This is a genomic window from Vreelandella stevensii S18214, from assembly GCF_000275725.1.
In the GTDB taxonomy this organism is placed as follows: Bacteria; Pseudomonadota; Gammaproteobacteria; order Pseudomonadales; family Halomonadaceae; genus Vreelandella; species Vreelandella stevensii.
This window is the reverse complement of record NZ_AJTS01000044.1, coordinates 55568-81473: the sequence shown is the minus strand read 5'-3', so window position 1 is coordinate 81473 and position 25906 is coordinate 55568. Positions and strand designations below refer to the sequence as shown.

Sequence of the window (25906 nt, the reverse complement as noted above, 5' to 3'; positions counted from 1 at the left end):
TATACATAACTGCTACAATAGAATCACTCTTCAACATGATGTCCACTTCGCGAGCTGCCATGCCCCAACACCTTGCTGCCCCCCCTGCGCTGACTCCACACGACGCCGTGGCCATCATCGGCGCAGGCATGTCAGGACTGGCCTGCGCCCACCTGCTGGCACAGCAAGGCGTAACGGTCAGCCTATTCAACAAGGTGCGAGGGCCGCACCGCGGCGACGCTTGATCTGGGCGCTCAGGCATTTACCGTGCGCAATGCCGATTTCGCCCAACAGCTCGCCCAGTGGCAAGACGCAGGCTGCGTGGCCCCTTGGCCAACGTGCACTTATCAGGCTAGTGCATCCGGTTGGCAAACACACGATGACGGCAAGTGGCGTTATACCGGGGCTCCGCGCATGAGTGCGCTGACTCGGTATCTGATAGATGCCATCGCTCTTCATGCAAACACGTCCTTCCATTCGGAAACACGTATCGTTGCATTGCAGCGAGTCACGGCTGACGAATGGCATTTGCAAGACGCTGCAGGAAACCATCATGGGCCCTTCAGCCGCGTCGTTATCACAGCGCCGCCGCCCCAGGCTAGCGAACTCATCGGCCAGTGGGCTCCCGAGCTGAGCGCCGCCTGTGACGCGCGTCCACAGCGGGGGTGCTGGGCTGCCTGGGCCATTTTTGCAGCGCCGCTACCCGCGCCCTCGGGCGTTGCCGAACACTGGCAAAGCCTGCATGCGCAGCACCCCAAGCTGCGCCTCGTCTCCCGTAACCACACCAAGCCGGGCCGTGACGAGCAGCCCGAAAGCCTGAGCCTGATTGCACAACTTGACTGGAGCGATGCGCATATCGAGCTGACGCCAGAGGACGCGGCCCAGCAGCTGCTAGAGGCCTTTCTGGAATGCTTGCCCGCTCCTGCGGCATCGATTCCCGAATTGATAGAGCTGGGCGCCCATCGCTGGCGGTACGCCCAGGCTGAAGAGCCGGCAGCACAGGGATACCTATACAGCCAGCAGGGCATCGCGCTATGCGGCGATAGCTGGAAAGGCAGTCGAGTCGAGGATGCCTGGCTATCCGGGAATGCGCTGGCAAGGGCCTTAATAGGCCGGTCGGTCTAACGATTATCACCACAGGAGTGTCGCGGCATGGAAGCCACAGAGGTTGTACCCAGCGGCCACAAGTTGTACAAAGGTGGCTATAATAGCGTGACGCTATTTCAGCGATTATCGGTTCATCGACGTAGCGACACGCCCCGAACCCGAATGAGTGGCATACCGCCGACCCGGCACTGCAAGATCGCCACGGCAATTACAGACAGACCCCTGCAATACCTATTGCAGGCAACCAAGAGGCAATGGCGCCCATGAGCAACAAGGCGACCCACCCACCCGATACTCCGCTCTATCCGATTCGGGAAGTTTCCCGTCTGACGGGTGTGAACTCGGTCACCCTGCGCGCCTGGGAGCGACGCTACGGTTTGATTCGCCCGCAACGCACGCCAAAAGGGCACCGGCTTTACGCACAGGATGACATCAGTCGCATCGAACGTATTCTGCAATGGCTCAACCGTGGCGTGCCGGTCAGTCAGGTCGCCGACCTGCTGGACCAGCCGGAAACCGTGGAAACCCCCGCGCTGGATGCCGGCGACTGGGCCAGCCAACGGCAGCAGCTGCAAGCCATCATTGAGGCGGTCGACCTGCCGCAGCTCGAGGCGCTGTACCACCAAAGTCTGGCGCTCTACCCGCTCAGCGTGGCCATCAACGAGCTCTGGCAACCGGTCATCTTGAGCCTGGAAACCAAATGGGCCGCTCAACCGGACGACCTGGTGCGGCGCACTTTAGAATCCTTCCTGCGTAGCCAGGTGGGCATTCGCCTGCACTATGCCAACCAGGCTACCCGCGGCCCGCTGCTGCTGCTGACCGCCATGCCCGACGACCCAGGCCCCTTGTGGGTGTTGATGTGTGCGCTGATGGCCAGCGAACAGGGCTACCGTGTACAGCTGCTCGACCATTCGCTGGCACTGGAAGATCTGCCCCAGGCGGTGTCGCGTCTGCACTCTTCCATGGTGTTGCTCTCCAGCGGTCAGCGCGAAAATGACCACTACATTCGGGTCGACCTGCCCAAGGCGGCCGAGCGTTTGGGCGTACCGGTCGGCGTGTGCGGCGAAGTCGCCCGACTGCGTGAAACAGAGCTGCGCGACGGCCCGGTACACATGCTGGGCGATGACCTGCCTCAAGCCGTGGCGCGTTTGCGCCCGCTGCTACGCGAATCAGGCATTCTCTAGCGCCCGACAGGCCACGCCACGGGAGTGCACATGGATCTGCAGTTGGTTTGGCTACGCAGCGACCTGCGTGTTCACGATAACTCCGCCCTGGCGGCGGCCGCCGCCAAAGGCCCGGTGGTGGCCGTCTTTTTACGCAGCGTAAAGCAGTGGCGCGCCCATGGTCACGGCGCTAACAAGCTCGATTTCTGGGCACGCGGTGTGCATTCCCTCAAGGAGTCCTTGAGCGGTCTCAACATCCCGCTATTGCATCGCGATATCGATAGCTTCGATAAAGCCCCCGATGTGCTGCTCGCGCTAGCTCAAGAGCACGGCGTAAAGCAACTGCACTTCAATTACGAATATCCGCTGAACGAACAGCGCCGTGACCAGGCCGTCCTGAAAGCCTTCAAACACGCGGGTATTACGGCACAGGGCCACCACGATGCCATTGCCTTTGCGCCAGGCAGCCTGCTGACCGGCAAGGGCGATTACTATGGCGTCTTCACCCCCTTCGCCAAGGCGTGGCACAAGCAGATAACTCAGGAGCAGCTGGCACTACGCGATACGCCTCAGGCGCAGTCGCCTCTGGACCTGCCCAGTGATCCACTGCCCGCCCTCCCCGAGCTCGAGGACTCCCCCGTGGATGGCCGCCAATGGCCTGCGGGTGAAAACGCGGCCAGCGATCACCTGGAGCGCTTTCTACGCTTTCGCGGGCGGCACTACCAACGACAGCGCGACTTCCCCAACGTACGTGGTACCAGTGAGCTTTCGCCTTACCTGGCGCTGGGCATGATCTCGTATCGCCAATGTTTACAAGCCGTGATGAGCGAAAACGAGGGGCATCTGGCGGACGGGGACGCCGGACTTACCACTTGGGTCAGCGAGCTGATCTGGCGAGAGTTTTACCAGCATGTGGCCGTAGGCTTTCCTCAGGTGTGCCGACACCAACCCTTTCAGGAGCATACCCGCGATCTGGCCTGGCGTGACGACGATGAGGGGTTTGCAGCCTGGTGCGAAGGGCGCACTGGCTACCCCATCGTGGATGCGGCCATGCGCCAATTGGTGACGACCGGCTGGATGCACAACCGACTGCGTATGGTCACCGCCATGTTCTTGAGCAAGCATTTATTGATCGACTGGCGGCGTGGGGAAGCCTTTTTCATGCGCCATCTGGTCGATGGTGAATTTTGCGCCAACAACGGTGGCTGGCAGTGGGCGGCCTCCACGGGCACGGACGCTGCGCCCTACTTCCGCATTTTCAACCCCACCACCCAGTCAACGCGTTTCGACCCTGAAGGGGCCTTCATCGCCCACTGGCTACCAGAGCTGGCTTCCTTGCCCGCCAAGGCGCGTCATGCGCCACCACAGGACATGCTGAACCCGGTGGACTACCCGGCTCCCATCGTCGATCACAAGGCCGCCCGTCAACGTGCCCTGGACGCCTTCAAGGCCTTGTCGAAGTAGGCCAGATAAGCACTGCCCCCTGTCGGCGGCCCCCGCCGCCGATATCGCTGTTCCCCCCACGTGGCACCGTTACTCAACAAGGAATTCGTTATGAACAACGAACAGGCCTTGGCGCACTTTTGCGCCTTCTTCAATAAACTAGACAACACCTGTACAGAAAAACTATACGAGGTATATACTGAAGGAGTTGTTTTCAACGATCCGCTCCATCACATTGAGGGTAGGCAAGCACTGGAACGCTATTTCGCCACCATGTACGAAAACGTCACGCATTGCCAGTTCACTTATCACACCCAGCAAATTCAAGGTGATCAGGCGTTTGTCACATGGACTATGGCGTTCGTTCACCCTCGCCTTGCTGGCGGCCGACCCATTCAGGTCGACGGGTGCAGCGCCCTGACCTTCGACAATCGTGGAAAAGTGTTACGCCACCGTGACTACTTCGACGCTGGTGCCATGCTGTACGAACACCTGCCGCTCATGGGGCGCGTCATCCGCTGGCTGAAGAAGCGTCTGGCGCAGGATTGAAACAGGATTGCCACGCCACACGCACATGGCGTGCTCACAGGGCCAAAGGAGTCGCAGGATGAGCACATGGAAAACGCCCCAACGTATCTGGCTGACCGGCGCCACGTCCGGCATTGGCGAAGCGCTGGCCAAACGCTTGATCGGCGAAGGTCATCATGTGGTCGTCAGCGCCCGTAACCAGCAGGCGCTGGAAGCGCTCTGCCAAGGCGCGCCTCATGCCTACCCCTTGCCACTGGATATCAGCGACCAGCAGGCCGCACTCGCGGCGGGCAAGCAGATAGGCGAGTGGCTGGGCGCGCTGGATCTCGCTCTGTTCAATGCCGGTACCTGTGAATACGTAGATGCCCGCCACTTCGACATGGCGCTGATCGAGCGGGTGTTCAAACCCAACCTGTTCGGCACGCTGTATGGCATCGAAGCGGCCTTGCCACTGCTGCGCGCGGCTCGACATGAGGGCAAGCCCGCCAGGCTGGCCGCTACCTCGAGCGCATCGGCCTACCTTCCGCTGCCCCGCGCCGAGGCTTACGGAGCTTCCAAGGCGGCGGTCAGCTATTTTCTGGAATCGCTGCGCCTGGATCTGCACCAGGAGAGTATCGATGTCAGCATCATCCACCCTGGGTTCGTGAAGACCCCTCTCACGGATCGCAACGACTTCCCCATGCCCATGCAGGTCAGCGCGGAAGAGGCGGCCAGCGCCATCATTGCCGGGCTGGTCAAGGGGCGGCTGGACATCCATTTCCCTCGCCGCTTTACCTACCTGGTGAAACTGCTGGGCATTCTGCCACCGGCACTACGACGAACGATTGGCCTGCGCATGACGCGGCAAACCGAGGAGCAACCATGAGCGGTATGGCATCACAGCGCATTGCCGTGATCGGCAGCGGTATCAGCGGCATGGCCGCGGGCTGGTATCTCTCGGCTCAGCACGAGGTGACGCTCTTCGAAGCCGATAGCCGTCTGGGAGGCCACACGGCCACCATGGATGTCGACGTCGAGGGCACGCCCTACGCCATCGACACAGGGTTCATCGTGTTCAACGATTGGACCTACCCGCATTTTCAACGCTTGCTGGAGACCCTCGGCGTCGCCAGCCAGGCCACCGAGATGAGTTTTTCGGTGCATGAGACGGCGGTAGATTTCGAATACAACGGGCACACGCTGGCTTCCCTGTTTGCCCAGCGACGCAACCTGCTCAACCCCTCGTTTTATCGCCTGCTGCGCGATATTCTGCGCTTCAACAAACAGGCTACCGCCGACCTGGAAAGCAAACGCTTGCCTGCCGACATGACGCTGGGAGAGTATCTGGACAGTCATGGTTACGGCAGTGCCTTTCAACGCCGCTACCTGCTGCCGATGGGAGCAGCCATCTGGTCCGCCAGCATTGGCGACCTGCGGGCCTTTCCGCTGACCTTCTTCGTGCGTTTCTTCCGCAACCATGGCTTGCTGTCGGTGAATCATCGTCCCCAGTGGTACACGCTGGTGGGCGGCTCTCGGCAGTACATTCCGCGGCTGACCGCCCCTTACGCATCGCGTATTCGCCTCAACACGCCGGTACGGCAGATCACCCGCAGCGCCGCAGGCGTCACCTTGACCACGGCCGCTGGTGAGGAGCATTTCGACCAGGTGGTGATTGCCTGTCACGCCGACCAGGCACTGGCCATGCTGGCCGATCCGTCCCCGGAAGAGCGCGACATCCTCTCCGCCATGCCGTACCAGGACAACGAGGTGGTGCTGCATACCGACACTCGGTTACTGCCCCGGCGTCAACGCGCCTGGGCCAGCTGGAACTATCGGCTGGATGGACGCGGTGCCGATGAGCGCGTCTCGGTCACCTACAACATGAATATCCTGCAGCGGCTACAGGCAGACACCACGTTTTGCGTTACGCTGAACGATAGCGACAGCATCGACCCAGCCAAAGTGCTGGGGCGCTATACCTATGCCCACCCGCAGTTCACTCTGGCCGGACAGGCAGTCCAGATGCGCCACAACGAGATCTCCTCCGTCGCCCGCCGCACCCATTTTTGCGGCGCCTACTGGCGCAACGGTTTCCACGAGGATGGCGTATGGAGCGCGCTGCGTGTCGCCGAGGCGCTGGGCTGTGACGAAGCCCTGCCACCGCCCACCGCGCCTGCCGCGCTGCCCGCCCACGAACTGACGCCCGGCACTACCGGAGACGGGCTGGGATGAACGCCGACCCTCGCTCGCGCATTTATCGCGGCACGCTGAGGCATCGCCGCTTCACGCCCAGGCACCACGCCTTCAGCTATCAGGTATGGATGGCATGGCTGGATCTGGACGAGCTGCCCACCCTGTTTGACGGCGTGCCTGGCTTCAGTGCCCGTGGCCCCGCCCTGGCACGCTTTCGCCGGGAGGACTATCTGGGGCCTGTTCATCTGCCATTGAAAACCGCCGTGCGCGAGGAGCTGACTCGCCAGCTGGGCAGTGCACCACAGGGGCGTATCTGCATGCTGACGCAGCTACGCACGCTGGGCACCTCCTTCAACCCCATTTCCGTGTATTACGTCTACGACCAGCAGGAGCGCTTGAGCGCCGTGCTGGGAGAGGTTACCAACATGCCCTGGCGAGAGCGCACCTGCTATGCCTGCCAGGTCGTGCCAGAGCGACACAGTCATCACGCCCAATTCGACAAGGCCATGCACGTCTCTCCCTTCAACCCAATGGAGATGACCTACCGCTGGAAATTCAACACGCCAGCGCAGCAGCTGTATCTGCACATGGAGAACTGGCAGCAGGAGCAGCGCCACTTTGACGCCACGCTCACCCTCGAGGCAGCGCCCGCTACCCGCGGCGTTCTGCTGTCCACGCTGGCAAGGCAGCCCTGGATGAGTCTGAAAACGGTCGCGGGAATCCATTTTGAAGCGCTACGCCTGTGGCTGAAGCGCGTCCCCGTTTATAACCACCCTAAGCGCAAGGAGACTTCAAAATGACGACCCTGCGTACGACACCGCCCAATAGCCAACCCACCCGACAGGACCGCTTCACGCGCTGGCTGAAGCCGCGCCTGATGGCACAGCTGGATGCCTTCCAGGGAGGACGCATTACCCTCATCGAGGGCAGCCAGTGCCACCACCTGGGCCAGGAAGGCCCCTTACAGGTCACCGTAGTGATCCGCCACTCTCGCGCCTGGAAGCGCCTCGCCTTTGGGGGCACCGTCGGCGCCGCCGAATCCTATATGGATGGCGACTGGGATGCCGACGACCTGGTGGCGCTGGTGCGCCTGTTTGCTGCCAACCTGGAGCAGGTCAACGGCAAGATGGAAAATGGCAGTGCACGCTTTACCCGCTGGGTGCTGGGCCTCGCCTACCGCTTCCAGCGCAATAGCGTGACCGGTTCAAAGCGCAACATTGCCGCACATTACGATATTGGTAATGACCTGTTTGCCACTTTTCTGGACCAACGCCACTGGATGTACTCCAGTGCCGTTTTCCCCTACCCGGAAGCCAGCCTGGAAGAGGCCTCTACCTACAAGCTCGACCTGATGCTCGAAAAGCTGGACGTGCAGCCAGAGCACCATCTGCTGGAAATCGGCACCGGCTGGGGCGGGCTGGCGATCCATGCCGCCAGAACACGCGGCTGCCGAGTCACCACCACCACCATCTCCGAAGAGCAGCATGCCCATACGGCCCGCCGCATCCAGGAAGAGGGGCTGGAAGACCGTATCACCCTGCTGAAGCAGGACTACCGCGAACTGACGGGGCACTTTGATCGGCTGATTTCAGTGGAAATGATCGAAGCCGTTGGCCATCAGTATCTGGATACTTACCTCGCCAAAATCGACAGCCTGCTGACCGACACCGGCCAGGCCATGCTGCAGGCCATCACCATTCGCGATCAGCGCTTCGAGGAGGCCAAGCGCGACATGGACTTCATCAAACGCTACATCTTTCCGGGCGGCTTTCTGCCCTCTCACCATGCCATGCTCTCCAGCCTGACGCGCAAGACCTCGCTGAACGTCATCGCACTGGACGAGATTGGCCCCCATTACGCGCGCACCTTGCGCGAATGGCGGCACCGCTTTGAAGCCCACCTGGATCAGGTGCAGCTGCAAGGTTATGACGAACGCTTCATCCGCATGTGGCGCTACTATCTTTGCTACTGCGAAGGCGGCTTCATCGAGCGCTCCATCGGCACGTGCCATTTGCTGCTGGCCAAGCCTGCCGCCAAACCTCTGCCGCTGACCGGAGCGCTCTAAGTGTCCATCCAGCTGCCTTTCAAGCCTTCGGGCTCGCTGCGTGGCATGCTGTTCAACGCCCTGCGTTTCGAAGCAGGCTGGCTGCTCTGCGTGCTGGGTGGCTCCTGGGTGGCCGCCGCGACGGGTGCCGCCTTGCTGAGCTGGCACGCATGGCGCTGTGCGCGCCCTGGAGAGTGGCGCTTCATTGCGGTGTTCGCGCTGCTGGGGCTAATACTGGATGGTGGCTTTCACTTGGCGGGCGGCTTCGACTTCCATGACGATGCGCTGATCGCCGGACTCTTGCCCGTATGGCTATGGATGCTGTGGCCACTGTTCGCCACGCTGGTCTTTCATTCGCTGGCCTGGCTATGGCGCTACCCGCTGATAGCAGCGGCCTGCGGCGCCGTCAGCGGACCACTTTCTTACCTGGGCGGGGCGGCCTTGGCAGGCGTCACCCTGGCTCCCTGGCTACTGCCTGCTCAGGCGGTTACCTGGGGGGCGCTCTGCTGGGGCATCAGCACTTACATGCGCCGCTATCGTGCCGATATCGTGGGCTGATCAGTTGGCCCCTTCCGCCAAGGGTAGTGGTACCCAGCGCTGCTCCAGCTCAGCGGCAGAGAGTGGCTTGGCAAAATAGAACCCTTGCACCAGGGTGCAGCCCGCCTTGATTAGAAACTGGCACTGCGCCTGGGTTTCGACACCTTCGGCGACGACGTCGAGCCCCATCCCCGCCGCCATGGCCAGGACCGCCGTGACGATGGCGGCATCGGCCTGATCATGGGGCAGCTCGCGAATGAAGGCGCGGTCCAGTTTGATCTTGTCCACCGGCAGCCGTTTCAGGTAACCCAGCGACGAATAGCCCGTGCCGAAATCATCAATGGCAATGGCATACCCCTGATCGCGTAACGCCTGCAATCGCGGCCCCATGTCACCGGCACGCTCGTCGAGCAGCACCGACTCGGTCAGCTCCAGGCCGATCTGGGCAGGCTTTAGCTGATAGCGCTCCAGGCAGGTCGCCAACTGCGTTTCCAGATCGCCCTGAAACAGCTGCAGTGCCGAAATATTGATCCACACCGTGACCTTGGGCATGCCGCTGTTCTGCCAATGGGCCTGCTGGGCGCAGGCTTTCTCGATGACCCAACTGCCCAGCTCGGCCATCAGGCCATGCCGCTCGGCCAACGGAATGAAGTCCCCTGGTGAAATCATGCCGTCTTGCGGGTGGCGCCAACGCAGCAGTGCCTCCATACCCATTAGCTCGCCGGTACCGGGATGATGCTGGGTCTGGTAGTGCAGCTCCAGCTGGTCTCCCGAGATCAGCGCCGCGCGCAGGTCACTCACCAGCGCCAGCTGAGGGTTGTCCTGCTTGTCGAGCGCCGGTCGGAAACGCTGGCTATGGTTACGCCCCAGCCGCTTGGCGCTGTACAGCGCAGACTCCAAGCGCTGGAACAGTACGCCGGAATCACGCCCATCTTCGGGTGCCCGGCAACTGCCGATGGTGAGCCCCAGGCGCAGCGACTGGTCGTTGATTTCAAACGGGCGCCCCATATGGTCGCGCAACGTCATGACCCACTTGTCATGGTCATCGAAGGTGGTGGTGCGAATGACCATGAACTCATCGCCGCCCAACCGACCCACGACACTGCCCGCCATGTAACTGGTCAATCGCTGCGCGAAGCGCGCCAGCAGGCGGTCCCCCTGCTCTACGCCCAGGCTGTCGTTGACCGATTTCAAGCCGTCTATATCGATCAGCGCAATATCCAGGCTCTCTCCCGCACGCAGGTGACGCAAGCGAGAGGCCATCAGGTCATGCAGGCGGCGGCGATTGGGCAGTCCGGTCAGGGGGTCTTCATAGCCGATGCGGCGCAGGTCGCGCTCGCGGGCCTTCTGCGCCGAAATATCGGTAAACAGACTGATGAAATGGGTGATATTGCCGCGACGGTCGGTGACGGCACGCACCTTCAGCCATTCAGGGTACTCGTCGCCATGCTTGCGGCGGTTCCACATCTCGCCTTCCCAACGTCCGGTAGCCTTCAGCGTGTTCCAGAAATTCTGATAGAAGGCTTTGTCGTGGCGCGGCGCGGCAAGGGTCTCCAACTTGCGGCCGACCATCTCCTGGCTGTCATATCCAGTAATATCGGTAAACGCAGGGTTGACCATCAGGACTCGGTTATCGACATCACTAATCACGATCGCGTCCCCTGCCAGCCCAATGGCATCGAGGGAAAGTCGCAAGCGCAAGCGCTGCTGGCGCACCTGGTGCCAGGCATCCCACAACCCCAGCGAGACCAGGCCGGCCGCCACCATGCGCAGCGCGGCATCCGGGATCCAGACACAGGCAGGCAGCGCAGTCAGCGCCACCCAGACCAAAGGACGATTCATCGAGACAGGCAGCCACATGGCGTTTCTTGTTGTCCTATTCAGCAGTCACTACGTCGGCAACGGTATGGATGACATCATGCCGCCTTACCCCACCTCTGAATAGATCATATTACGTGAATCATCCGTTGATTAGACAATTTCGCGCATTAGGGTGTCTCCGCCGTACTCGACCATGGTCGCCAATGGCGGTCACGATGCGCCTTAAAACACAGTATAAGACGCCTGCGGCGTGCATTCAGCGGTTGCGGGCAGTAGACTAGGCGCAACCACCATTTTTGACTTTCGGAACGATTCAGTGACCAAGCAACATTCCTTTGATCGCGAAGAACTGCTGGCCTGCTCACGCGGCGAGCTGTTTGGCCCTGGCAACGCACAGCTGCCTGCCCCCAACATGCTGATGCTTGACCGCATCATTCATATCCATGAAGAGGGGGGTGAGCACGGCAAGGGCGAATTGATCGCCGAGCTGGATATCACGCCTGACCTGTGGTTCTTTGACTGCCACTTCCCGGGCGATCCGGTCATGCCCGGCTGTCTGGGTCTGGATGCCATGTGGCAGCTGGTCGGCTTCTACCTTGGCTGGCTGGGCCATCCTGGCCGAGGCCGTGCCTTGGGCTGTGGCGACGTCAAGTTCAGCGGCCAGATTCTGCCCGATGCCAAAAAGGTAACCTACCGGATCAACGTGAAGCGCATCATTACGCGCCGACTGATTCTGGGCATTGCCGATGGCACCGTGTCCGTCGACGGGCGCGACATCTACCAGGCCAATGACCTGCGCGTTGGCCTATTCACCTCCACTGCGAATTTTTAACAGGAGGCTCCCATGCGACGAGTGGTAGTCACCGGCCTTGGCATCGTGTCCTGCCTGGGCAACGACCAGCAACAGGTCCTGGATGCGCTCAAGAGTGGGCGTAGCGGTATTCGGTTCAAGGAAGAGTACGCCGAGCGCGGCTTCAGAAGCCACGTGGCAGGCAGCGTCGATATCGACCTGGACGCACTGATCGATCGTAAACTGCGCCGCTTCATGGGTGATGCAGCCGCCTACGCCTATGTCTCCATGGCTCAAGCCATCGAAGATTCGGGCCTGACCGAAGAGCAGGTTTCCAACGAACGGACCGGCCTTATTGCCGGCTCTGGCGGCGCCTCCAGCGCCAACCAAGTGGAAGCCGCCGACGTCATGCGCGAGAAAGGCCTGCGCCGGGTCGGCCCTTACCGAGTCACCCGTACCATGGGCAGCACGGTGTCGGCGTGCCTGGCCACGCCGTTCAAGATCAAGGGCATCAACTACTCCATTTCTTCTGCCTGCGCCACGTCTGCTCACTGTATCGGCAGCGCCATGGAGCAGATCCAGCTAGGCAAGCAAGACGTCGTGTTTGCGGGCGGCGGTGAAGAAGAGCACTGGACGCTATCGTGCCTTTTCGATGCCATGGGGGCCTTGTCTACGCACTATAACGACACTCCTGAGCACGCTTCTCGCCCCTATGATCAGGCACGTGATGGCTTCGTCATCGCGGGCGGCGGCGGCATGCTGGTGCTGGAAGAGCTGGAACATGCCAAGGCACGCGGCGCCAAAATTTATGGCGAGCTGGTCGGCTACGGCGCAACCTCCGATGGCCATGACATGGTCGCGCCGTCTGGCGAAGGCGCCATGCGCTGCATGCGTCAGGCCATGGCGACCGTCGATGGTAGCATCGACTACATCAATACCCACGGCACCTCGACCCCCGTGGGCGATGTGGCCGAATTGAAGGCGATCCGTAGCGTCTTTGGCGACACAACGCCTGCCATGAGCTCTACCAAATCGTTGACGGGCCACTCGCTGGGCGCCACCGGCGTGCAAGAAGCGATCTACTCGCTGCTCATGATGCAGCACCGCTTCGTGGCGGCCTCGGCCAATGTCGAGCACCTGGACGAGCAAGCCGATGGTTTCGATATCGTGACCCAACGCCGCGATGACGCCACCATTGACCGCGTGCTGTCCAACAGCTTTGGCTTCGGCGGCACCAACGCCTGCCTGGTGTTCCAGCGCTATAACGGCTGATCCGGTCTCAACGACCCACACAAACGGCGCCCAAGGGCGCCGTTTGTGTGGGTGCAGCGTGTGCGCTGTTTGTCATGGCACTGGCTTTGGAGCAACGGCTTTTAAGGCCTGGGCACCTCGGAGATCTCGTGAAGCTGCCCTTCGATCCACGCCTCCACATCAGCCAATACTTCGTCCGGGGTACGCCCAGCGGTGTCGATGGGCGGGCCAATGCGCACACGCAGGACACCCGGGCGTTTGACCCACTGGCGACCCGGCCAACGCTCACCGGCATTGTGCGCCACCGGCAGCACCGGCACACCGGCACGGCAGGCGACCACGCTACCGCTCTTGTTGTAGCGCTTGCGCACACCAGGATCGACACGCGTGCCTTCCGGAAAGATCAGCACCGAAAGTCCGCCGTGTAAACGCTCCACCCCCTGCGTCAGCACCTGTTTCATGGCCCGAGCAGGCCTGGAGCGATCCAGGCTAATGGGGCGCAGCAGGCGCAGCCCCCAGCCAAACACAGGGATACGCAGCAGCTCTCGCTTGAGCACCGTACAGACCGGCGGCTTCATGACCTGCAGGAACAGCGTTTCCCACTCACACTGGTGGTTGGCCTGAATGACGCAGGGCCCCGCAGGAATATGTTCGCGCCCTTGAATTTCGTAACGTACCCCACAGGCCAGCCGAAACCAGACCATCAGGAAGTAGTTGTAGAGGTTCAACAGACGATAGCGCGCCGCTAGGGGAAGAAACGGTGCCACGGGCAGGAACAGCACACCGATCAGCAGCATGGCTGAAAAATAGCCCAGATAAAATACCAGGCTGCGTACCACATTCATCAAGCGGACTCTCCTGTTCCAGTACCGGTGACGGTCGGCTGAGTGCGGGTCAGGCACCAGGCATCCAGCATCCGCCCCACCTCGAGCCGCCAGGGCTTTTGGTGCACGCCAAAGACGTCCAGCACACGGCGACAGTTCAGCACCCGCCGCAGCTTGGCATCGTGATGATGGTTCAACGCCTGCACCTCACCCAGCTCGACCGCTTCGCCACGCCCCTCGAGATGGGTGGCCAGCTGGGTGCGCACCATGGAGACGAACGTAAACGCACTGACCGGCTCGGTACCTGCCAGGTGATACGCCCCCCAGGCATCGGCCCCGCAGGCTTGCTGCTGAAGCATGCCCACCAGCGCCATGGCCACGGCATCCGCCGAGGTAGGGCAAAAAATCACGTCTTCGGCCGCACGCACGGGCTGGCCTGCTACAAAGCTGTCGATGACTTCATTGAGCCAGGCATGGCTACCTTCCAGGGCGAACAGCGGCCCCAGCCGCACGATCAAGTGGCGGTGATACTCCGCGCGAATACGGTCACCGGTCTGCACCAGGCGGCGCAAACACTCATCACGGGGGGCCGGCACGACATGCTCGTCGATCGGGATCTCGAACCCCTCCTCGTAGAGCTGGTCGGACACGCACCACACCAGGGCAATGCCAGCCGCCTGACAGGCATCGACACACTGGTCCACCGCATCGGCATGGGCATAGACATCGGCGGGCGTCATGCTGAGGGGGTGCGACAGAGGCGGAATGATCACCGCCTCCGGGGCGATGGCCGCCAGCTGGTCTGGAGAAACGCTCACGCCCTGCTCAATCACCAACTCGGTATCCGAGCGCCGACTTGCCTCACGGGCCAATGCCAGGCTCAAGCAGTGTCCTGCATTCAGTATTAGCAGCTTCAAGACAGACCCCTTTTCTCAACCCGGTAGGGTGGCGGCAACGCCCAGCACGGCATGGCGATCAGAACGGAATTTCGTCGTCAAAATCGTCGAAGTTACCGGGATCCGGAGCGCCGTAGCTGCTGTTTTGCTGATGCGCAGGCGGCTGCTGCTGAGGCGCCGCGCCGCCACGCTGAGGCGCGACATGCTGTTGCGGAGCGTAGCCACCCTGCTGAGGTGCCTGCTGAGGCGGCTGCTGGTAATGCTGTTGCGGCGGCGCAGGCTGGGCTGGCGCTTGCTGGGCATAGCCACCCTGCGGCGCACCGCCCCCCTGGTAGTCACCACTGCGACCATCCAGCATCTGCATGTCGTTGGCGACGATTTCAGTGCTGTAACGGTCCTGGCCATTCTGGTCCTGCCATTTACGCGTCTGCAGACGACCTTCGATATAGACCTTGGAACCTTTTTTCAGGTACTGCTGGGCAATTTCAGCCGTCTTGTTGAACAGCACCACGCGGTGCCATTCGGTACGCTCCTGCCGCTGGCCGCTCTGGCGATCCATCCAGGTGTCCGAGGTGGCCAGGTTCAGGTTGGCGACCGCTGTACCGGACGGAGTGAAACGCACTTCCGGATCCTGGCCCAGATTACCGATCAAAATAACTTTGTTGATACCGCGCGCCATAAGGTCGCTCCTTGTCGTAAACGGTGATGGTCTCTCATTGATCAGGGCCGCGGTGGCGGAATCAACCGGGCCAGTGCCGCCTGATCAAGCTCTTTACGATTGACTTTCAAATATACCAGGCGCTCTTCCGGCACGACCATGACATCTTCGACACCCGCCACATCGGCCAGGTGCTCCATGAGTAGGTCCATGGCATCGGCCTGGGTATCCTGCAACGCCACCACTTCACTGGAGAGCGGCGGCGGTGACGGCATGCCGCACATGACCAGCCACCAGCACAGCGCCAGCACCGCACAACCGATGAACACTGCGTCCAGCCCCCAGGTGTACGCCAGCCAGCCCCCCAGGGTACCGCCCAAAAACGCGCCCAGGAACTGGCTGGTGGAGTAGACGCCCATGGCGGTGCCTTTTGCTCCGGCAGGCGCCAGTTTACTTAGCATGGATGGCAGCGTTGCCTCCAGCAAATTGAAGCCGGTAAAAAACACCAGCAGCCAGACAAACAGCCACTGCCCCTGGGAGAGCGGTAGCCCCAGCGCCGCCAAACTGAGCACGATGGCCCCAATGGCCAGCAGGCACATCAGTTTCATGCGCTGGCGCTTTTCGGCCACGATCACCAGCGGCACCATGGCGACAAACGACAGTCCCATGATGGCCAGATAGGCCAGTCCATGGTACTCCACCGCTACCCCGGCGTTCAGCAAGCGGAACGGCACGGCCACGAAAATGGCCATGAGCACCAGGTGCAGAGCAAAAATCGACACATCCAGACGCCACAGGTCCGGGCGGGTAATGACACGCTTGAATTGCTGACGGTCCAGCCCGACATCCCGGTGGCGCAGGCGCCTGGGCGCTGGCGGCACCCAGCGCCACAGCACCAGCAAGCCCACCAACGTGAGCAGTGCCGTGAACCAGAACAGGCTCGACAGCCCTCCCCATGACGCCAGCCAGGGCCCCAGCACCATGGCAACGGCAAAAGACACACCGATGGAGAGGCCAATGGTCGCCATGGCAACGGTGCGTACCTGCTCGCGGGTCTGGTCGGCCAGCAGCGCCATGATGGCCGCCGCAATGGCGCCGCTACCCTGCAGTGCGCGGCCGACGATCACCCCGCCAATGGTATCCGCCGTGGCGGCCACGACACTGCCTGCTGCAAAAATCAGCAGGCCCATGGCAATCACTCGCTTTCTACCGATCCGGTCCGACAGCCAGCCAAACGGAATCTGCAGAACCGCTTGAGTCAGGCCATACACGCCCAACGCCAGACCAACCAGTAACGGCGTCGCCCCTTCCAGCGTATCGGCATACAAGGCCAGCACCGGCAGCACCATGAAGAGTCCCAGCATGCGAGATGCGTAGAGACCGGCCAAGCCGCTGATGGCTCGGCGCTCGGCAGCCAGCAGCAGTGCAGAAACCTTGCGCATAGAACCCTTGTGTATGATGAGTGGGCCGAACGGCCTGAGATAACCGCCCATTCTAGCGCTTTGTCGGCACGCTGGAAACGCCAAGCATGAAATGCCCGCCACGCTGCAGTGAAGCGAGACAGTTTTGCCGGAAGGGGTACAGCAACCGTATAATTACGCTTTTGCCACGCGATTCGAGGTGTTGATGGACAGCATTCTGGTCAGGGGTGCCCGCACCCACAACCTCAAGCAGATCGATGTGGAGCTGCCCCGTGACAAGCTGATCGTGATTACCGGCCTGTCAGGCTCCGGCAAGTCGTCCCTGGCGTTCGATACGCTCTACGCCGAGGGCCAGCGGCGCTATGTGGAATCGCTCTCCACCTATGCGCGTCAGTTTCTATCGATGATGGAAAAGCCCGATGTGGATCACATCGAAGGGCTCTCTCCGGCCATCTCCATCGAGCAAAAATCCACCTCTCACAACCCTCGGTCGACGGTTGGCACGATTACCGAGATTTACGACTACCTGCGCCTGCTGTTTGCCCGTGCTGGCACCCCTCGCTGCCCAGAGCATGGCGAGGACCTGGAAGCCCAGACGATCTCCCAGATGGTCGATCAGGTCATGAACCTGGCGGAAGGCACCCGCTTGATGCTGCTGGCGCCGGTCGTCAAGGGCCGCAAAGGTGAGCATTTGCAGCTGCTTTCCGAACTGCGTGCTCAAGGGTTCGTGCGCGTTCAGATCGATGGCCAGGTGCTGGAGTTGGACGACATCGCGCCGCTGGACAAGCGCAAGAAGCACGATATCAGCGTGGTCGTGGACCGTTTCAAGGTACGTGACGATATCGCCCAGCGCCTGGCGGAATCCTTCGAAACGGCCCTGAACCTGGCCGACGGCACCGCCATGGTGCATTTCATGGACGGCGAGCAGGACGACCTGGTCTTCTCGTCCCGCTTTGCCTGCCCCGTTTGCGGCTATTCGCTCTCCGAGCTGGAGCCGCGCATGTTTTCGTTCAACAACCCGGCAGGGGCGTGTCCTACCTGCGACGGCCTGGGCATCCAGCAGTACTTCGACCCGGAGAAACTGATCAGCCACCCCGAGCTTTCCCTGGCGGAAGGCGTGATCAAGGGCTGGGACCGACGCAACATATATTACTTTACTCAGCTGCAGGCGCTGGCCAAGCATTACCGTTTCGAGCTGGAAACGCCCTGGCAGGAACTGGCACGTCACGAGCGCGATATCATCCTCAACGGCAGTGGTGGCGAGCTGGTCCCCTTCGTCTACGTCGGCGACCGTGGCCGTAAAGTCACCCGTGAACATGCCTTCGAAGGGGTGCTGCCGAACATGCAGCGCCGCTATCGGGAGACCGAGTCCAGCATGGTGCGCGACGACCTGGCCAAGTACATTGCGGTTCAGCCCTGTACCGCCTGTCATGGTTCACGGCTCCGCAAGGAGTCCCGCCATGTGTATGTCGATGACCGCAACATCGCGGATATCGTCCACCTGCCGATTGGCGAGGCATGGCGCTACTTCGGCGCGCTGGCGCTGCCCGGGCGCAAGGGAGAAATTGCCGACAAGATCGTCAACGAGATCCACGCTCGCCTGGAGTTCCTGGTCAACGTGGGGCTTGATTACCTGAACCTCGAACGCAGCGCCGACACGCTCTCCGGGGGCGAGGCCCAGCGTATCCGCTTGGCTAGCCAGATCGGCGCTGGCCTGGTGGGCGTCATGTACATCCTGGACGAACCCTCCATCGGGCTGCACCAGCGGGACAACGACCGTCTGCTCAAGACGCTGGAGCGGCTGCGCGACCTGGGCAACACCGTGATCGTCGTCGAGCACGACGAAGATGCCATCCGCGCGGCGGACCACGTGCTGGATATCGGCCCCGGTGCAGGTGTCCATGGGGGCGAGATCGTCGCCCAGGGCACGCCGCAGCAGGTGATGGACAACCCGAATTCGCTGACCGGCCAGTATCTCTCCGGCAGCCGCGAAATTGCCGTCCCGCCTTACCGGATCCCGGGCAATCCCGAGAAGCAACTGGTGGTGCGCGGTGCCACGGGCAACAACCTGCAAAATGTCACTCTCAGCCTGCCACTGGGGCTGTTCATTGCCGTGACGGGCGTCTCCGGCTCCGGCAAGTCGACGCTGATCAACGGCACGCTGATGCCGATTGCCGCCCGTGAACTCAACCGGGCCACGACCCTGACACCGGCTCCCTACGAGAAGGTGGAAGGCCTGGACCAGCTCGACAAGGTCATCGACATCGACCAGAGCCCGATCGGCCGCACCCCGCGCTCCAACCCGGCCACCTATACCGGCATTTTCACGCCTATTCGTGAGCTGTTCGCCGGTACCCAGGAGGCTCGTTCCCGGGGGTACAAACCCGGGCGCTTCAGCTTCAACGTCAAGGGCGGCCGCTGCGAAGCCTGCCAGGGCGAAGGCATGATCAAGGTGGAGATGCACTTTCTGCCGGATATCTACGTCCCTTGTGACGTCTGCAAGGGCAAGCGCTACAATCGCGAAACCCTGGATATCCACTACAAAGGCAAGACCATCCACGAGGTATTGGAGATGACGGTGGAAGATGCGCTGGCCTTCTTCAGCCCCGTGCCCGCCATCGCCCGACGCCTGCAAACGCTCATGGATGTGGGGCTGTCCTACATCCGTTTGGGGCAAAGCGCCACGACGCTTTCCGGGGGCGAAGCTCAGCGGGTCAAGCTGGCGCGTGAGCTGGCCAAGCGTGACACCGGTAAAACCCTCTACATTCTGGATGAACCCACCACTGGCCTGCACTTCGAGGATATTCGCCAGCTGCTGACGGTGCTGCACCGCCTCCGCGACCACGGCAATACCATCGTGGTGATCGAGCACAACCTGGATGTCATCAAGACGGCCGACTGGTTGATCGACCTGGGGCCGGAAGGCGGTTCGGGCGGAGGTCAAATCATCGCCGAGGGCCCCCCTGAACAGCTGGCCAAACAGACGGTATCGCACACCGGGCGCTTTCTGGCACCGTTACTCGAACGTGGCAGCCGTGCCACACGCTAGGCGCATCATGGCCGCTGCCCAAGCGTTTAGGCAGCGGCCAAAAAATTCAGGAAAAGGCGGCGCTGACTGCTTATAGTAAGCAGCGAGACTGCTTAACAATGGTTGCTTCCTGTGAGGAGACACACGCTGTGGAACAGGACAAAAGCTGCATCATCCGCCACTTTAGCCACTACTGCTCGCTCAACGATGACGAGAAAGCGCTGCTGGCCTCGCTGGAAGAGAGCCCCACCAACATCAAGGCAGGCACGGTGCTCTGGGAGATGGGCGCACCGGCCAATGAGTTCTGCACGCTGCGCAGCGGCTGGGCCTACTCCTACCGGCACCTCGAAAACGGCGACCGTCAGATTCTGGAGGTTTTCCTGCCCGGCGACATCATCGGCCTGCGAGAGTTTGCGTTTTCCCAGCGCCTTGAAAATGTCCGCATGATCAGCGACGGCGTCATTTGCCACTTTCCCCACAAGCGTATGCTGGAGGTCTTCCGCGAGTCGCTGTCGCTCACGTCGGTGATGTTTGCCATTGCCAGCCGACAGCAAGCGCTGCTGACCGAACGGCTGGTCAACCTGGCACGGCGCAGCGCGCGCAAGAAGATGGCCCATTTCCTACATGAAATGTATCTGCGCTTGCGCCAGACCAACGACGATATCAGCGGGCAGTTCCGCCTCCCCCTGTCACAGGAGCAGTTGGCCGACATCCTGGGCTTGAGCCCGGTTCATGTCAGCCGAACCTTCACCGCACTCAGCGAAGACGGTCTGGTGTTTCGTGACCGGCACCATGTCACCATTCCGGACCTCGATGCGCTGGCTACCGAAGGAGAGTTCGACGACTGCTACCTGACCGACAACGTCAGGCCGTTGCTGGAAGCTTGAACGCCCTATCTTTTAGACCTTCAACGATGATACCGCTTATGCCCGTCAAGAGCCGTACACTGCTGGCGATACTGGGGGGGAGCCTGCTGGGCAACGCCCAGCTCGTCCAGGCGGCCACGTTCAACGTGGAGCACGCCGAACCCCATGAACACTGGTCATCGATGGCGCTGTCACTGGGCGAAGAGCGCCATTTTCGTGCCGTCGAGACCCACAGCTACTCCGATGCCACCTTAAGCCTCAATACCACCCAAGGGGTATGCGACCTCCCCTGGCTGGAAATGCGCGTGACCCTGGCACAGCAGCAGGGCGAGAGCCGCGCCGTCAATCTGGTGCCTACCCGGCTGCGTATCGATGACCAACCCATCGTGGACACCATGGCCGAGTTCATCACCGAGCGCGGCGACGATGGCTTCTACGCGCACTTTTACCTGAGCGATCTCGACACACTGATGGCCCAGATGCGCACCGGTGAGCAGCTGTTCCTGGGCTTCGACCAAAACGAGCAGGAGCCCTGGTACATGACCTTCAGCCTCAACGGCGCAGACCGCGCCATCGCGCGTATGCAGCAGCTGTGCGAGGAGAGCGCGCCAGAAGGTTAATCTGATCGCGGCTCAGCGACTTCCACGCGATTGCGACCGCTGCGCTTGGCTCGGTACATGGCCACATCGGCCCGCGACATCAGCGTCTTGCAGCTGTCGCCCGGCTGCCATATTGCCACGCCGATACTCACGGTGATGGGCTGGTCCAACCCGTTGACATGCAGCGTGGCCACCAGGCTGCGCAGCCGCTCAGCCAGGCCCATGGCCGCTTCTTCATCGGAGTGCGTCGCCAGTACCACGAACTCTTCGCCGCCCCAGCGGCCAAGATGGTCGCAGCCCCGCAACGACGTTTCCACCAGCCGGGCCAGCGAGACCAGTACCTCATCCCCCACGCCATGCCCATAGGCGTCGTTGATCTGCTTGAAATGATCCACATCAAACAGCAGCAGCGCGAATGCGGCGCCGTAGCGCTTAGCCGCCACCAACTCAGCATCGATAGCCTGCTCGATACGGTAGCGGTTCCAGACTTGGGTCAATGGATCGAAGTGGGCCAACTGTTCCAGCCGCTGGTTGGCCAGAGCCAGCGCCTTGCGCTCTTGCTCGAGGTGCATATTGAGGGTGCTGATTTCGTAAGCCGAAATGGCCAGCGTCAGGTTTTCACCCAGATCGACAGCCGCTAGACGCTCGACGCGCTGCCACGCTTCGCTTTTACCTACCACTTCCTCACTCCATGCCGCCGATGGCGCCACCGGTAACGCGGTCGCCGTGACCGCCGACATTGGCCGCATGGCCCAGTAGAGGGTTTCCACCTGCTCCGGTCGGAAGAACAGCAGCCAGTCCCGTTGTGAAGGGCTGATGGATAGCGGCACGGCCAGAACACCACACTGCTCCGGCATGCTGAGCGAGGCCGTCAGCGGCTCGGCAGCCACCTCGCGGGTACACCACGGCCCCCCATGGCGATGTCCTCTGTCGATACGCTTGACCAACTGACATATCACCGTGGAGAGGGGCACGACCCCCGCCGAGCACACGCTGCCATTGCGCCACAGAGCAACCCCCTGAGCACGAAACAGTCCGCACCAGGACTCAGCCTGCTCATGCAGAATCTGCTGAGGGCTTTTGGGCTCCTGCTGGGCAGAGACCGACAGCACCAGACTATCCTGTACCCGCTGCAAGTAACGCGCCTCCTGGCGCGCGCGCAGCAGTAGCCATCGCTGTGTTGCCATATGCACCAGGGTACGCACCGCATCGCGCACCGGGGGCGCAACAGGGTGCGCATGGGCCGAATGACAGAACAGCAGCCCCCACAGGCCGGTATCGCTCTGCATGGCCACGCTGAAGGCACTACGTGCCCCCAGCCGTTGCAGGTAGACACGCCGCTCGGCAGCCGGTGCACGCAAAAAACAGTCGCTCAGGTTGACCGTGACATGGGCAGGCTCCAGCGGCTCTGTATCGGCGGCCACGTCTTGAATCAAGCGCACCGCATGGCGCTCGTAAGCGCGCCGCAGGGCCAGTGGGAAGTCACTGGCGGGGAATCGCTGCCCCTTGAGCGCAGGTAATCGGCCCGCACGCTTTTCGGCCACGATGAGACCATGCCAGTCACCGTCGAAGTGGCACACCGAGACCCGCTCGTGCCCGGTCAGCGCCTGAACGGCACTGACCAGATAGTCCAGCAGTTCTTCCTGGTGCGTTGCTTCGGCCAGGCGTACCAAGCGTTCATTGAGCGTTCCCAGTAGGCGCTGTTTGCCCAGAGAGGTTAGCGGCTCTATCTCGACGACGACGTGCCGATCTGTCCGATAAGCCTGTAGTTGAAAACGCATATCGACGGTGGCCCGCCGAAAGGTGAGCGGGCCAGCCAGGCGCGGCTGGCCCTGCAGTTCATGACGCAACCGCTGGCAAAGCTGTTTTCCCAATAAGGTCGTGAGCGTCGCAGGAGGGGGCTCAGGGGCGCCCCCCAGTAACGCGCCGAGGTTACGGCTGGCGGCCTGAATTTGCCGACAGTCGGGATCGAGCACCAGCACGGCGCCAAAGGATTGCAGTCGAGAGTGATGCGTCGACACAAAGATAGCCTCGAGATAGAGCTTTACCCCTCGACCTGCTGTTTGAGCAGCAGTTCAACGCGTCGGTTGGCAGCTCGTCCGTCCGCGGTCGCGTTGCTTTCCATGGGTTGGGTGTCGGCATAGCCAACTGCCCGCATACGAGAAATGGCGATACCCTGGCGCTCCAACTGGCGTACCACGGCAATGGCGCGCCCCGTGGAAAGCTCCCAGTTAGAGGGAAAACGCGGGGTGGCAATGGGCACATTATCGGTATGTCCTTCCACCGAGATTTGGCCTTCGAACGTTTGGAGTACCGACGTGAGACCTTCTAACACGATCAGGCCCTGGGGCGTTAGCACATCGTTACCGCTGGGAAACAAAAGGCTGTCGTCGATGCGCAGGGTGATACCTTCACGGCCCTGCGAGACACTGACTCCTGGAATATCCAGCCCGGCCATCTGCGGCTGCACGCCGTCGTGACGTGGATGAATACCAGTGGCCAATGAGGCCAACGGCATGGCCATGATGGCACTGGCCGGCCCCATGGCATCGCTCTCCCTCCCTTCGCCACCGCCAGGAGGCGTCAGCGCCAGCAAGAGCACGAACAGGGTAATCAGCAGCGTCAAGACGTCCAGGTAACTGGTCAGCCACCCTTCATCGCTCTCGCTTGCTGCCGCAGGCAGCTCCAGCGCATGCCGTGCATCCTGATTGAGCATGGGGCTACCCTTTCTTCAGCGCCGGGTCGGCATCCGGGCGCGGCTTGACGCTCGCATCACGAATTTCATCGTTGTAGTTGGCCACGAACGAGTTCAGCGTTTCTTCGATGAACGACGGCAGGCGACGCTTGGTAATCAGTGAAATGCCTTCCAACACCATGTTCATGGTGATCAACCGCTCTTCGGTGCGCCGCTCCAGCTTGACGGCAATGGGTTTGAAGACCAGATTGGCCAGCAAAATACCGTAGAACGTGGTGAGCAGCGCCACGGCCATGCGCGGACCAATCACCTGCAGATCGCCCGCATCCATGACTTCCAGCATGTTGACCAACCCCACCAGCGTACCGATCATGCCGAAGGCCGGCGCATAGGTGGCCATGGTGCGAAAAATCTGTGCTTCGGCATGCTCCCGCGCCTTCAGACGTGCGATTCGCCAGCGCAGCATGTCAAAAATTTCATCTTCCTTGGTATTGGCAATGACCAGTTGAATCCCGGTGCGCAGAAACGGGTTGCGCGTGTGCTCCAGCTCCCGCTCCACGGCTCGCACATCGCCCTTGAACCATAACCGCGACATGGCCACCAACTCGCTGATATCGTCGCGCACGTAGGTATTCTCGCGGCGGAATACCAGCCCTACCAGGCGCACCACCCGCAGCACCTCCTTCAGGGGGTAGCTGATGAATGTCGCTGCCAGGGTGCCGGTAATGACGATGGCAAGGCCAGGCAAATTGATAAAGCTTTCGGGTGATTCTGCGGTGAAGAACAGCACGCTTACCAATAACAGCATGCTGGCAAATATGCCGATCAGCGTAGAGGGGTTCATCAACGGTTCCTTGCCGGTTAACGTGAGAGGGTAAGAGGGTTAATGCTGGTCGCTCAAGCGAGCACGAAGGCGACTAACGGCCTGACTATGCAGTTGCGATACTCGCGACTCGGTCACACCCAGTACCGCTCCCACTTCCTTGAGGTTCATCTCTTCCTGGTAATACAGAGCCATCAGCAGTTTTTCACGCTCGGGAAGCGCCTCAATGGCTTCGATGAGCGTGCGCCGCTGCTGCTCATCGAGCAGCTGCTCGAACGGGCGATTGGCGCTGCCTTCGTCACCCGCTGGCTCACCGCCATCGGCCACCAGCTCCTCGAAAGGCAGTAACTGACCGCTGTTGGTGTCATTCAGCAGCTGCTGATAGTCACTCAATGGCATATCCAATGCCTGCGCGATTTCCGTCTCTTCGGGGGGCCTGCCCAGCACCTGCTCCAAACGGCGCACGGTTTCATCGACCGCCCGGGCAGAGCGGCGCACGCTGCGCGGCAGCCAATCCCGAGTGCGCAGCTCATCCATCATGGCCCCCCGGATGCGCTGGCTGGCGAACGTGGCAAACGTCGCGCCCTGTGCGGCATCAAAGCGACCCAGCGCCTCCAGCAAGCCCACCATACCCGCTTGAATCAGATCATCCAGCTCGATACTGGCGGGCAATCTGACCTGCAGCGTCAAGGCCTGACGTCTCACCAGTGGCATGTATTGCGTCAACAGCTCACTCTGCTTGATCCTGCCTTGTGCTGTATACATCCTATCGCCTCACGGCTAAACGATCTTTACTGATAGTTCACGATGACCTGTAACCCCTGCACCCGCACGGGTCGCTGCCCCGGCGACAGCGCAAAACGCATATAGAGCGGTTCGCTGGCGCTCAGGCCGGACAGTGCCATGGTACTGCCACGCGCGCTCCCCAAGGGCACACACTGTTCAGGATGGCACAGCCAGGCGTTGACAGGCACGTGGGCAGGCGTCTCGAAACGCCATTGCACTCTCGCCAACGTCGCACTTCCCAGCGGTACGCCCGCAGGGGGGCTGATGGCCTGGCTACTGCTTGCCCGATCGCTCATGGCCACCATCACCGAGGGCATTTGGCTGCTCCAGCTCCCCGTGGCCGCTAGCACCGAGCTGGCGAACCCAAACGCCAGCATCAGGAGCGCTGCGCTTGAGCAGCGCGCTCTGCGTGTCACTGTCGACCACTTTACGACGTGGATCAATGTTTGCCGACGCATCGTGTTGAGCGACCTCT

Annotated in this window: 25 protein-coding genes; 15 read left to right on the top strand and 10 right to left on the bottom strand. The window is 61.5% G+C overall.

Annotated features, from left to right (window positions below; genetic code table 11):
* Positions 1 to 59: 59 nt before the first annotated feature.
* The 10 genes from HSS18214_RS19605 (at position 60) to HSS18214_RS0113105 (ending at position 8994) form a co-directional block, all read left to right on the top strand.
* Positions 60 to 224, top strand: coding sequence for an NAD(P)-binding protein (locus HSS18214_RS19605; RefSeq protein ID WP_237718623.1), 165 nt, complete (start codon positions 60 to 62; stop codon positions 222 to 224).
* A 22-nt stretch (positions 225 to 246) separates the two neighbouring features.
* Positions 247 to 1104, top strand: a complete 858-nt coding sequence (locus tag HSS18214_RS18260) for an NAD(P)/FAD-dependent oxidoreductase (protein ID WP_237718622.1) — start codon at positions 247 to 249, stop codon at positions 1102 to 1104.
* Positions 1105 to 1349: 245 nt separating this feature from the next.
* Positions 1350 to 2270: a MerR family transcriptional regulator gene (locus HSS18214_RS0113140; protein WP_026001933.1), complete on the top strand. Its 921-nt coding sequence runs from the start codon at positions 1350 to 1352 to the stop codon at positions 2268 to 2270.
* Between the two features lie 30 nt (positions 2271 to 2300).
* Positions 2301 to 3713, top strand: coding sequence for a deoxyribodipyrimidine photo-lyase (gene phrB, locus HSS18214_RS0113135; protein WP_016915752.1), 1413 nt, complete (start codon positions 2301 to 2303; stop codon positions 3711 to 3713).
* 90 nt (positions 3714 to 3803) lie between these two features.
* On the top strand, positions 3804 to 4241 hold the full coding sequence (locus tag HSS18214_RS0113130) for a nuclear transport factor 2 family protein (protein ID WP_016915751.1): 438 nt from the start codon (positions 3804 to 3806) through the stop codon (positions 4239 to 4241).
* Between the two features lie 58 nt (positions 4242 to 4299).
* A complete protein-coding gene (locus HSS18214_RS0113125; RefSeq protein ID WP_016915750.1) occupies positions 4300 to 5085 on the top strand; it encodes an SDR family NAD(P)-dependent oxidoreductase in 786 nt (261 codons plus the stop codon).
* On the top strand, positions 5082 to 6431 hold the full coding sequence (locus tag HSS18214_RS0113120; protein WP_016915749.1) for an NAD(P)/FAD-dependent oxidoreductase: 1350 nt from the start codon (positions 5082 to 5084) through the stop codon (positions 6429 to 6431). The genes HSS18214_RS0113125 and HSS18214_RS0113120 overlap by 4 nt, the downstream gene beginning before the upstream one ends.
* On the top strand, positions 6428 to 7192 hold the full coding sequence (locus tag HSS18214_RS0113115; protein WP_016915748.1) for a DUF1365 domain-containing protein: 765 nt from the start codon (positions 6428 to 6430) through the stop codon (positions 7190 to 7192). The genes HSS18214_RS0113120 and HSS18214_RS0113115 overlap by 4 nt, the downstream gene beginning before the upstream one ends.
* Complete coding sequence (locus tag HSS18214_RS0113110; RefSeq protein ID WP_016915747.1) at positions 7189 to 8457, top strand: SAM-dependent methyltransferase; 1269 nt, start codon at positions 7189 to 7191, stop codon at positions 8455 to 8457. Before HSS18214_RS0113115 ends, HSS18214_RS0113110 begins: the two co-directional genes overlap by 4 nt.
* A 45-nt stretch (positions 8458 to 8502) precedes the next feature.
* On the top strand, positions 8503 to 8994 hold the full coding sequence (locus HSS18214_RS0113105) for a DUF2878 domain-containing protein (protein ID WP_040461176.1): 492 nt from the start codon (positions 8503 to 8505) through the stop codon (positions 8992 to 8994).
* Here the strand turns inward: HSS18214_RS0113105 and HSS18214_RS0113100 are convergent, their stop codons facing one another.
* Positions 8995 to 10833, bottom strand: a complete 1839-nt coding sequence (locus HSS18214_RS0113100) for a putative bifunctional diguanylate cyclase/phosphodiesterase (RefSeq protein WP_016915745.1) — start codon at positions 10831 to 10833, stop codon at positions 8995 to 8997.
* Positions 10834 to 11110: 277 nt separating this feature from the next.
* On the opposite strand from HSS18214_RS0113100, the gene fabA reads away from it, so the two are divergent.
* Positions 11111 to 11626, top strand: coding sequence for a 3-hydroxyacyl-[acyl-carrier-protein] dehydratase FabA (fabA, locus tag HSS18214_RS0113095; protein WP_016915744.1), 516 nt, complete (start codon positions 11111 to 11113; stop codon positions 11624 to 11626).
* Positions 11627 to 11638: 12 nt separating this feature from the next.
* A complete protein-coding gene (gene fabB, locus HSS18214_RS0113090; RefSeq protein WP_016915743.1) occupies positions 11639 to 12856 on the top strand; it encodes a beta-ketoacyl-ACP synthase I in 1218 nt (405 codons plus the stop codon).
* Between the two features lie 101 nt (positions 12857 to 12957).
* Here fabB and HSS18214_RS0113085 read toward each other — a convergent pair whose 3' ends face one another.
* Genes HSS18214_RS0113085 through HSS18214_RS0113070 form a run of 4 tightly spaced genes read right to left on the bottom strand, consistent with a single transcriptional unit; the run spans position 12958 to position 16655 of the window.
* Entirely contained in the window at positions 12958 to 13683 is a 726-nt protein-coding gene (locus tag HSS18214_RS0113085) for a lysophospholipid acyltransferase family protein (protein WP_026001932.1), read from the bottom strand.
* Positions 13680 to 14576 carry a sugar nucleotide-binding protein gene (locus tag HSS18214_RS0113080; RefSeq protein ID WP_026001931.1) on the bottom strand — a complete coding sequence of 299 codons (897 nt, stop codon included), beginning with the start codon at positions 14574 to 14576 and terminating at the stop codon, positions 13680 to 13682. The genes HSS18214_RS0113085 and HSS18214_RS0113080 overlap by 4 nt, the downstream gene beginning before the upstream one ends.
* A gap of 58 nt (positions 14577 to 14634) precedes the next feature.
* Positions 14635 to 15234: a single-stranded DNA-binding protein gene (ssb, locus tag HSS18214_RS0113075; RefSeq protein WP_016915740.1), complete on the bottom strand. Its 600-nt coding sequence runs from the start codon at positions 15232 to 15234 to the stop codon at positions 14635 to 14637.
* A gap of 41 nt (positions 15235 to 15275) precedes the next feature.
* On the bottom strand, positions 15276 to 16655 hold the full coding sequence (locus HSS18214_RS0113070) for an MFS transporter (RefSeq protein ID WP_016915739.1): 1380 nt from the start codon (positions 16653 to 16655) through the stop codon (positions 15276 to 15278).
* A gap of 184 nt (positions 16656 to 16839) precedes the next feature.
* Here HSS18214_RS0113070 and uvrA point away from each other — a divergent pair, with 184 nt between their 5' ends.
* The 3 genes from uvrA to HSS18214_RS0113055 all read left to right on the top strand — a co-directional run bounded on the left by uvrA (position 16840) and on the right by HSS18214_RS0113055 (position 21148).
* Positions 16840 to 19683, top strand: coding sequence for an excinuclease ABC subunit UvrA (gene uvrA / locus HSS18214_RS0113065; RefSeq protein WP_026001930.1), 2844 nt, complete (start codon positions 16840 to 16842; stop codon positions 19681 to 19683).
* 128 nt (positions 19684 to 19811) lie between these two features.
* Positions 19812 to 20549, top strand: coding sequence for a Crp/Fnr family transcriptional regulator (locus tag HSS18214_RS0113060; RefSeq protein WP_016915737.1), 738 nt, complete (start codon positions 19812 to 19814; stop codon positions 20547 to 20549).
* A 38-nt stretch (positions 20550 to 20587) separates the two neighbouring features.
* Positions 20588 to 21148, top strand: a complete 561-nt coding sequence (locus HSS18214_RS0113055) for an invasion associated locus B family protein (protein ID WP_016915736.1) — start codon at positions 20588 to 20590, stop codon at positions 21146 to 21148.
* Here HSS18214_RS0113055 and HSS18214_RS0113050 read toward each other — a convergent pair.
* The 5 genes from HSS18214_RS0113050 to HSS18214_RS0113030 are packed head-to-tail and all read right to left on the bottom strand — an operon-like array spanning position 21145 to position 25847.
* A complete protein-coding gene (locus HSS18214_RS0113050; protein WP_016915735.1) occupies positions 21145 to 23148 on the bottom strand; it encodes a sensor domain-containing diguanylate cyclase in 2004 nt (667 codons plus the stop codon). The genes HSS18214_RS0113055 and HSS18214_RS0113050 overlap by 4 nt on opposite strands.
* Before the next feature lie 23 nt (positions 23149 to 23171).
* Positions 23172 to 23843: an OmpA/MotB family protein gene (locus tag HSS18214_RS0113045; protein ID WP_016915734.1), complete on the bottom strand. Its 672-nt coding sequence runs from the start codon at positions 23841 to 23843 to the stop codon at positions 23172 to 23174.
* A gap of 4 nt (positions 23844 to 23847) precedes the next feature.
* Complete coding sequence (locus tag HSS18214_RS0113040) at positions 23848 to 24666, bottom strand: motility protein A (RefSeq protein ID WP_016915733.1); 819 nt, start codon at positions 24664 to 24666, stop codon at positions 23848 to 23850.
* 39 nt (positions 24667 to 24705) lie between these two features.
* Entirely contained in the window at positions 24706 to 25410 is a 705-nt protein-coding gene (locus tag HSS18214_RS0113035; RefSeq protein WP_016915732.1) for an RNA polymerase sigma factor FliA, read from the bottom strand.
* Positions 25411 to 25436: 26 nt separating this feature from the next.
* Complete coding sequence (locus tag HSS18214_RS0113030) at positions 25437 to 25847, bottom strand: flagellar protein FlhE (RefSeq protein WP_237718621.1); 411 nt, start codon at positions 25845 to 25847, stop codon at positions 25437 to 25439.
* Positions 25848 to 25906: the final 59 nt, after the last annotated feature.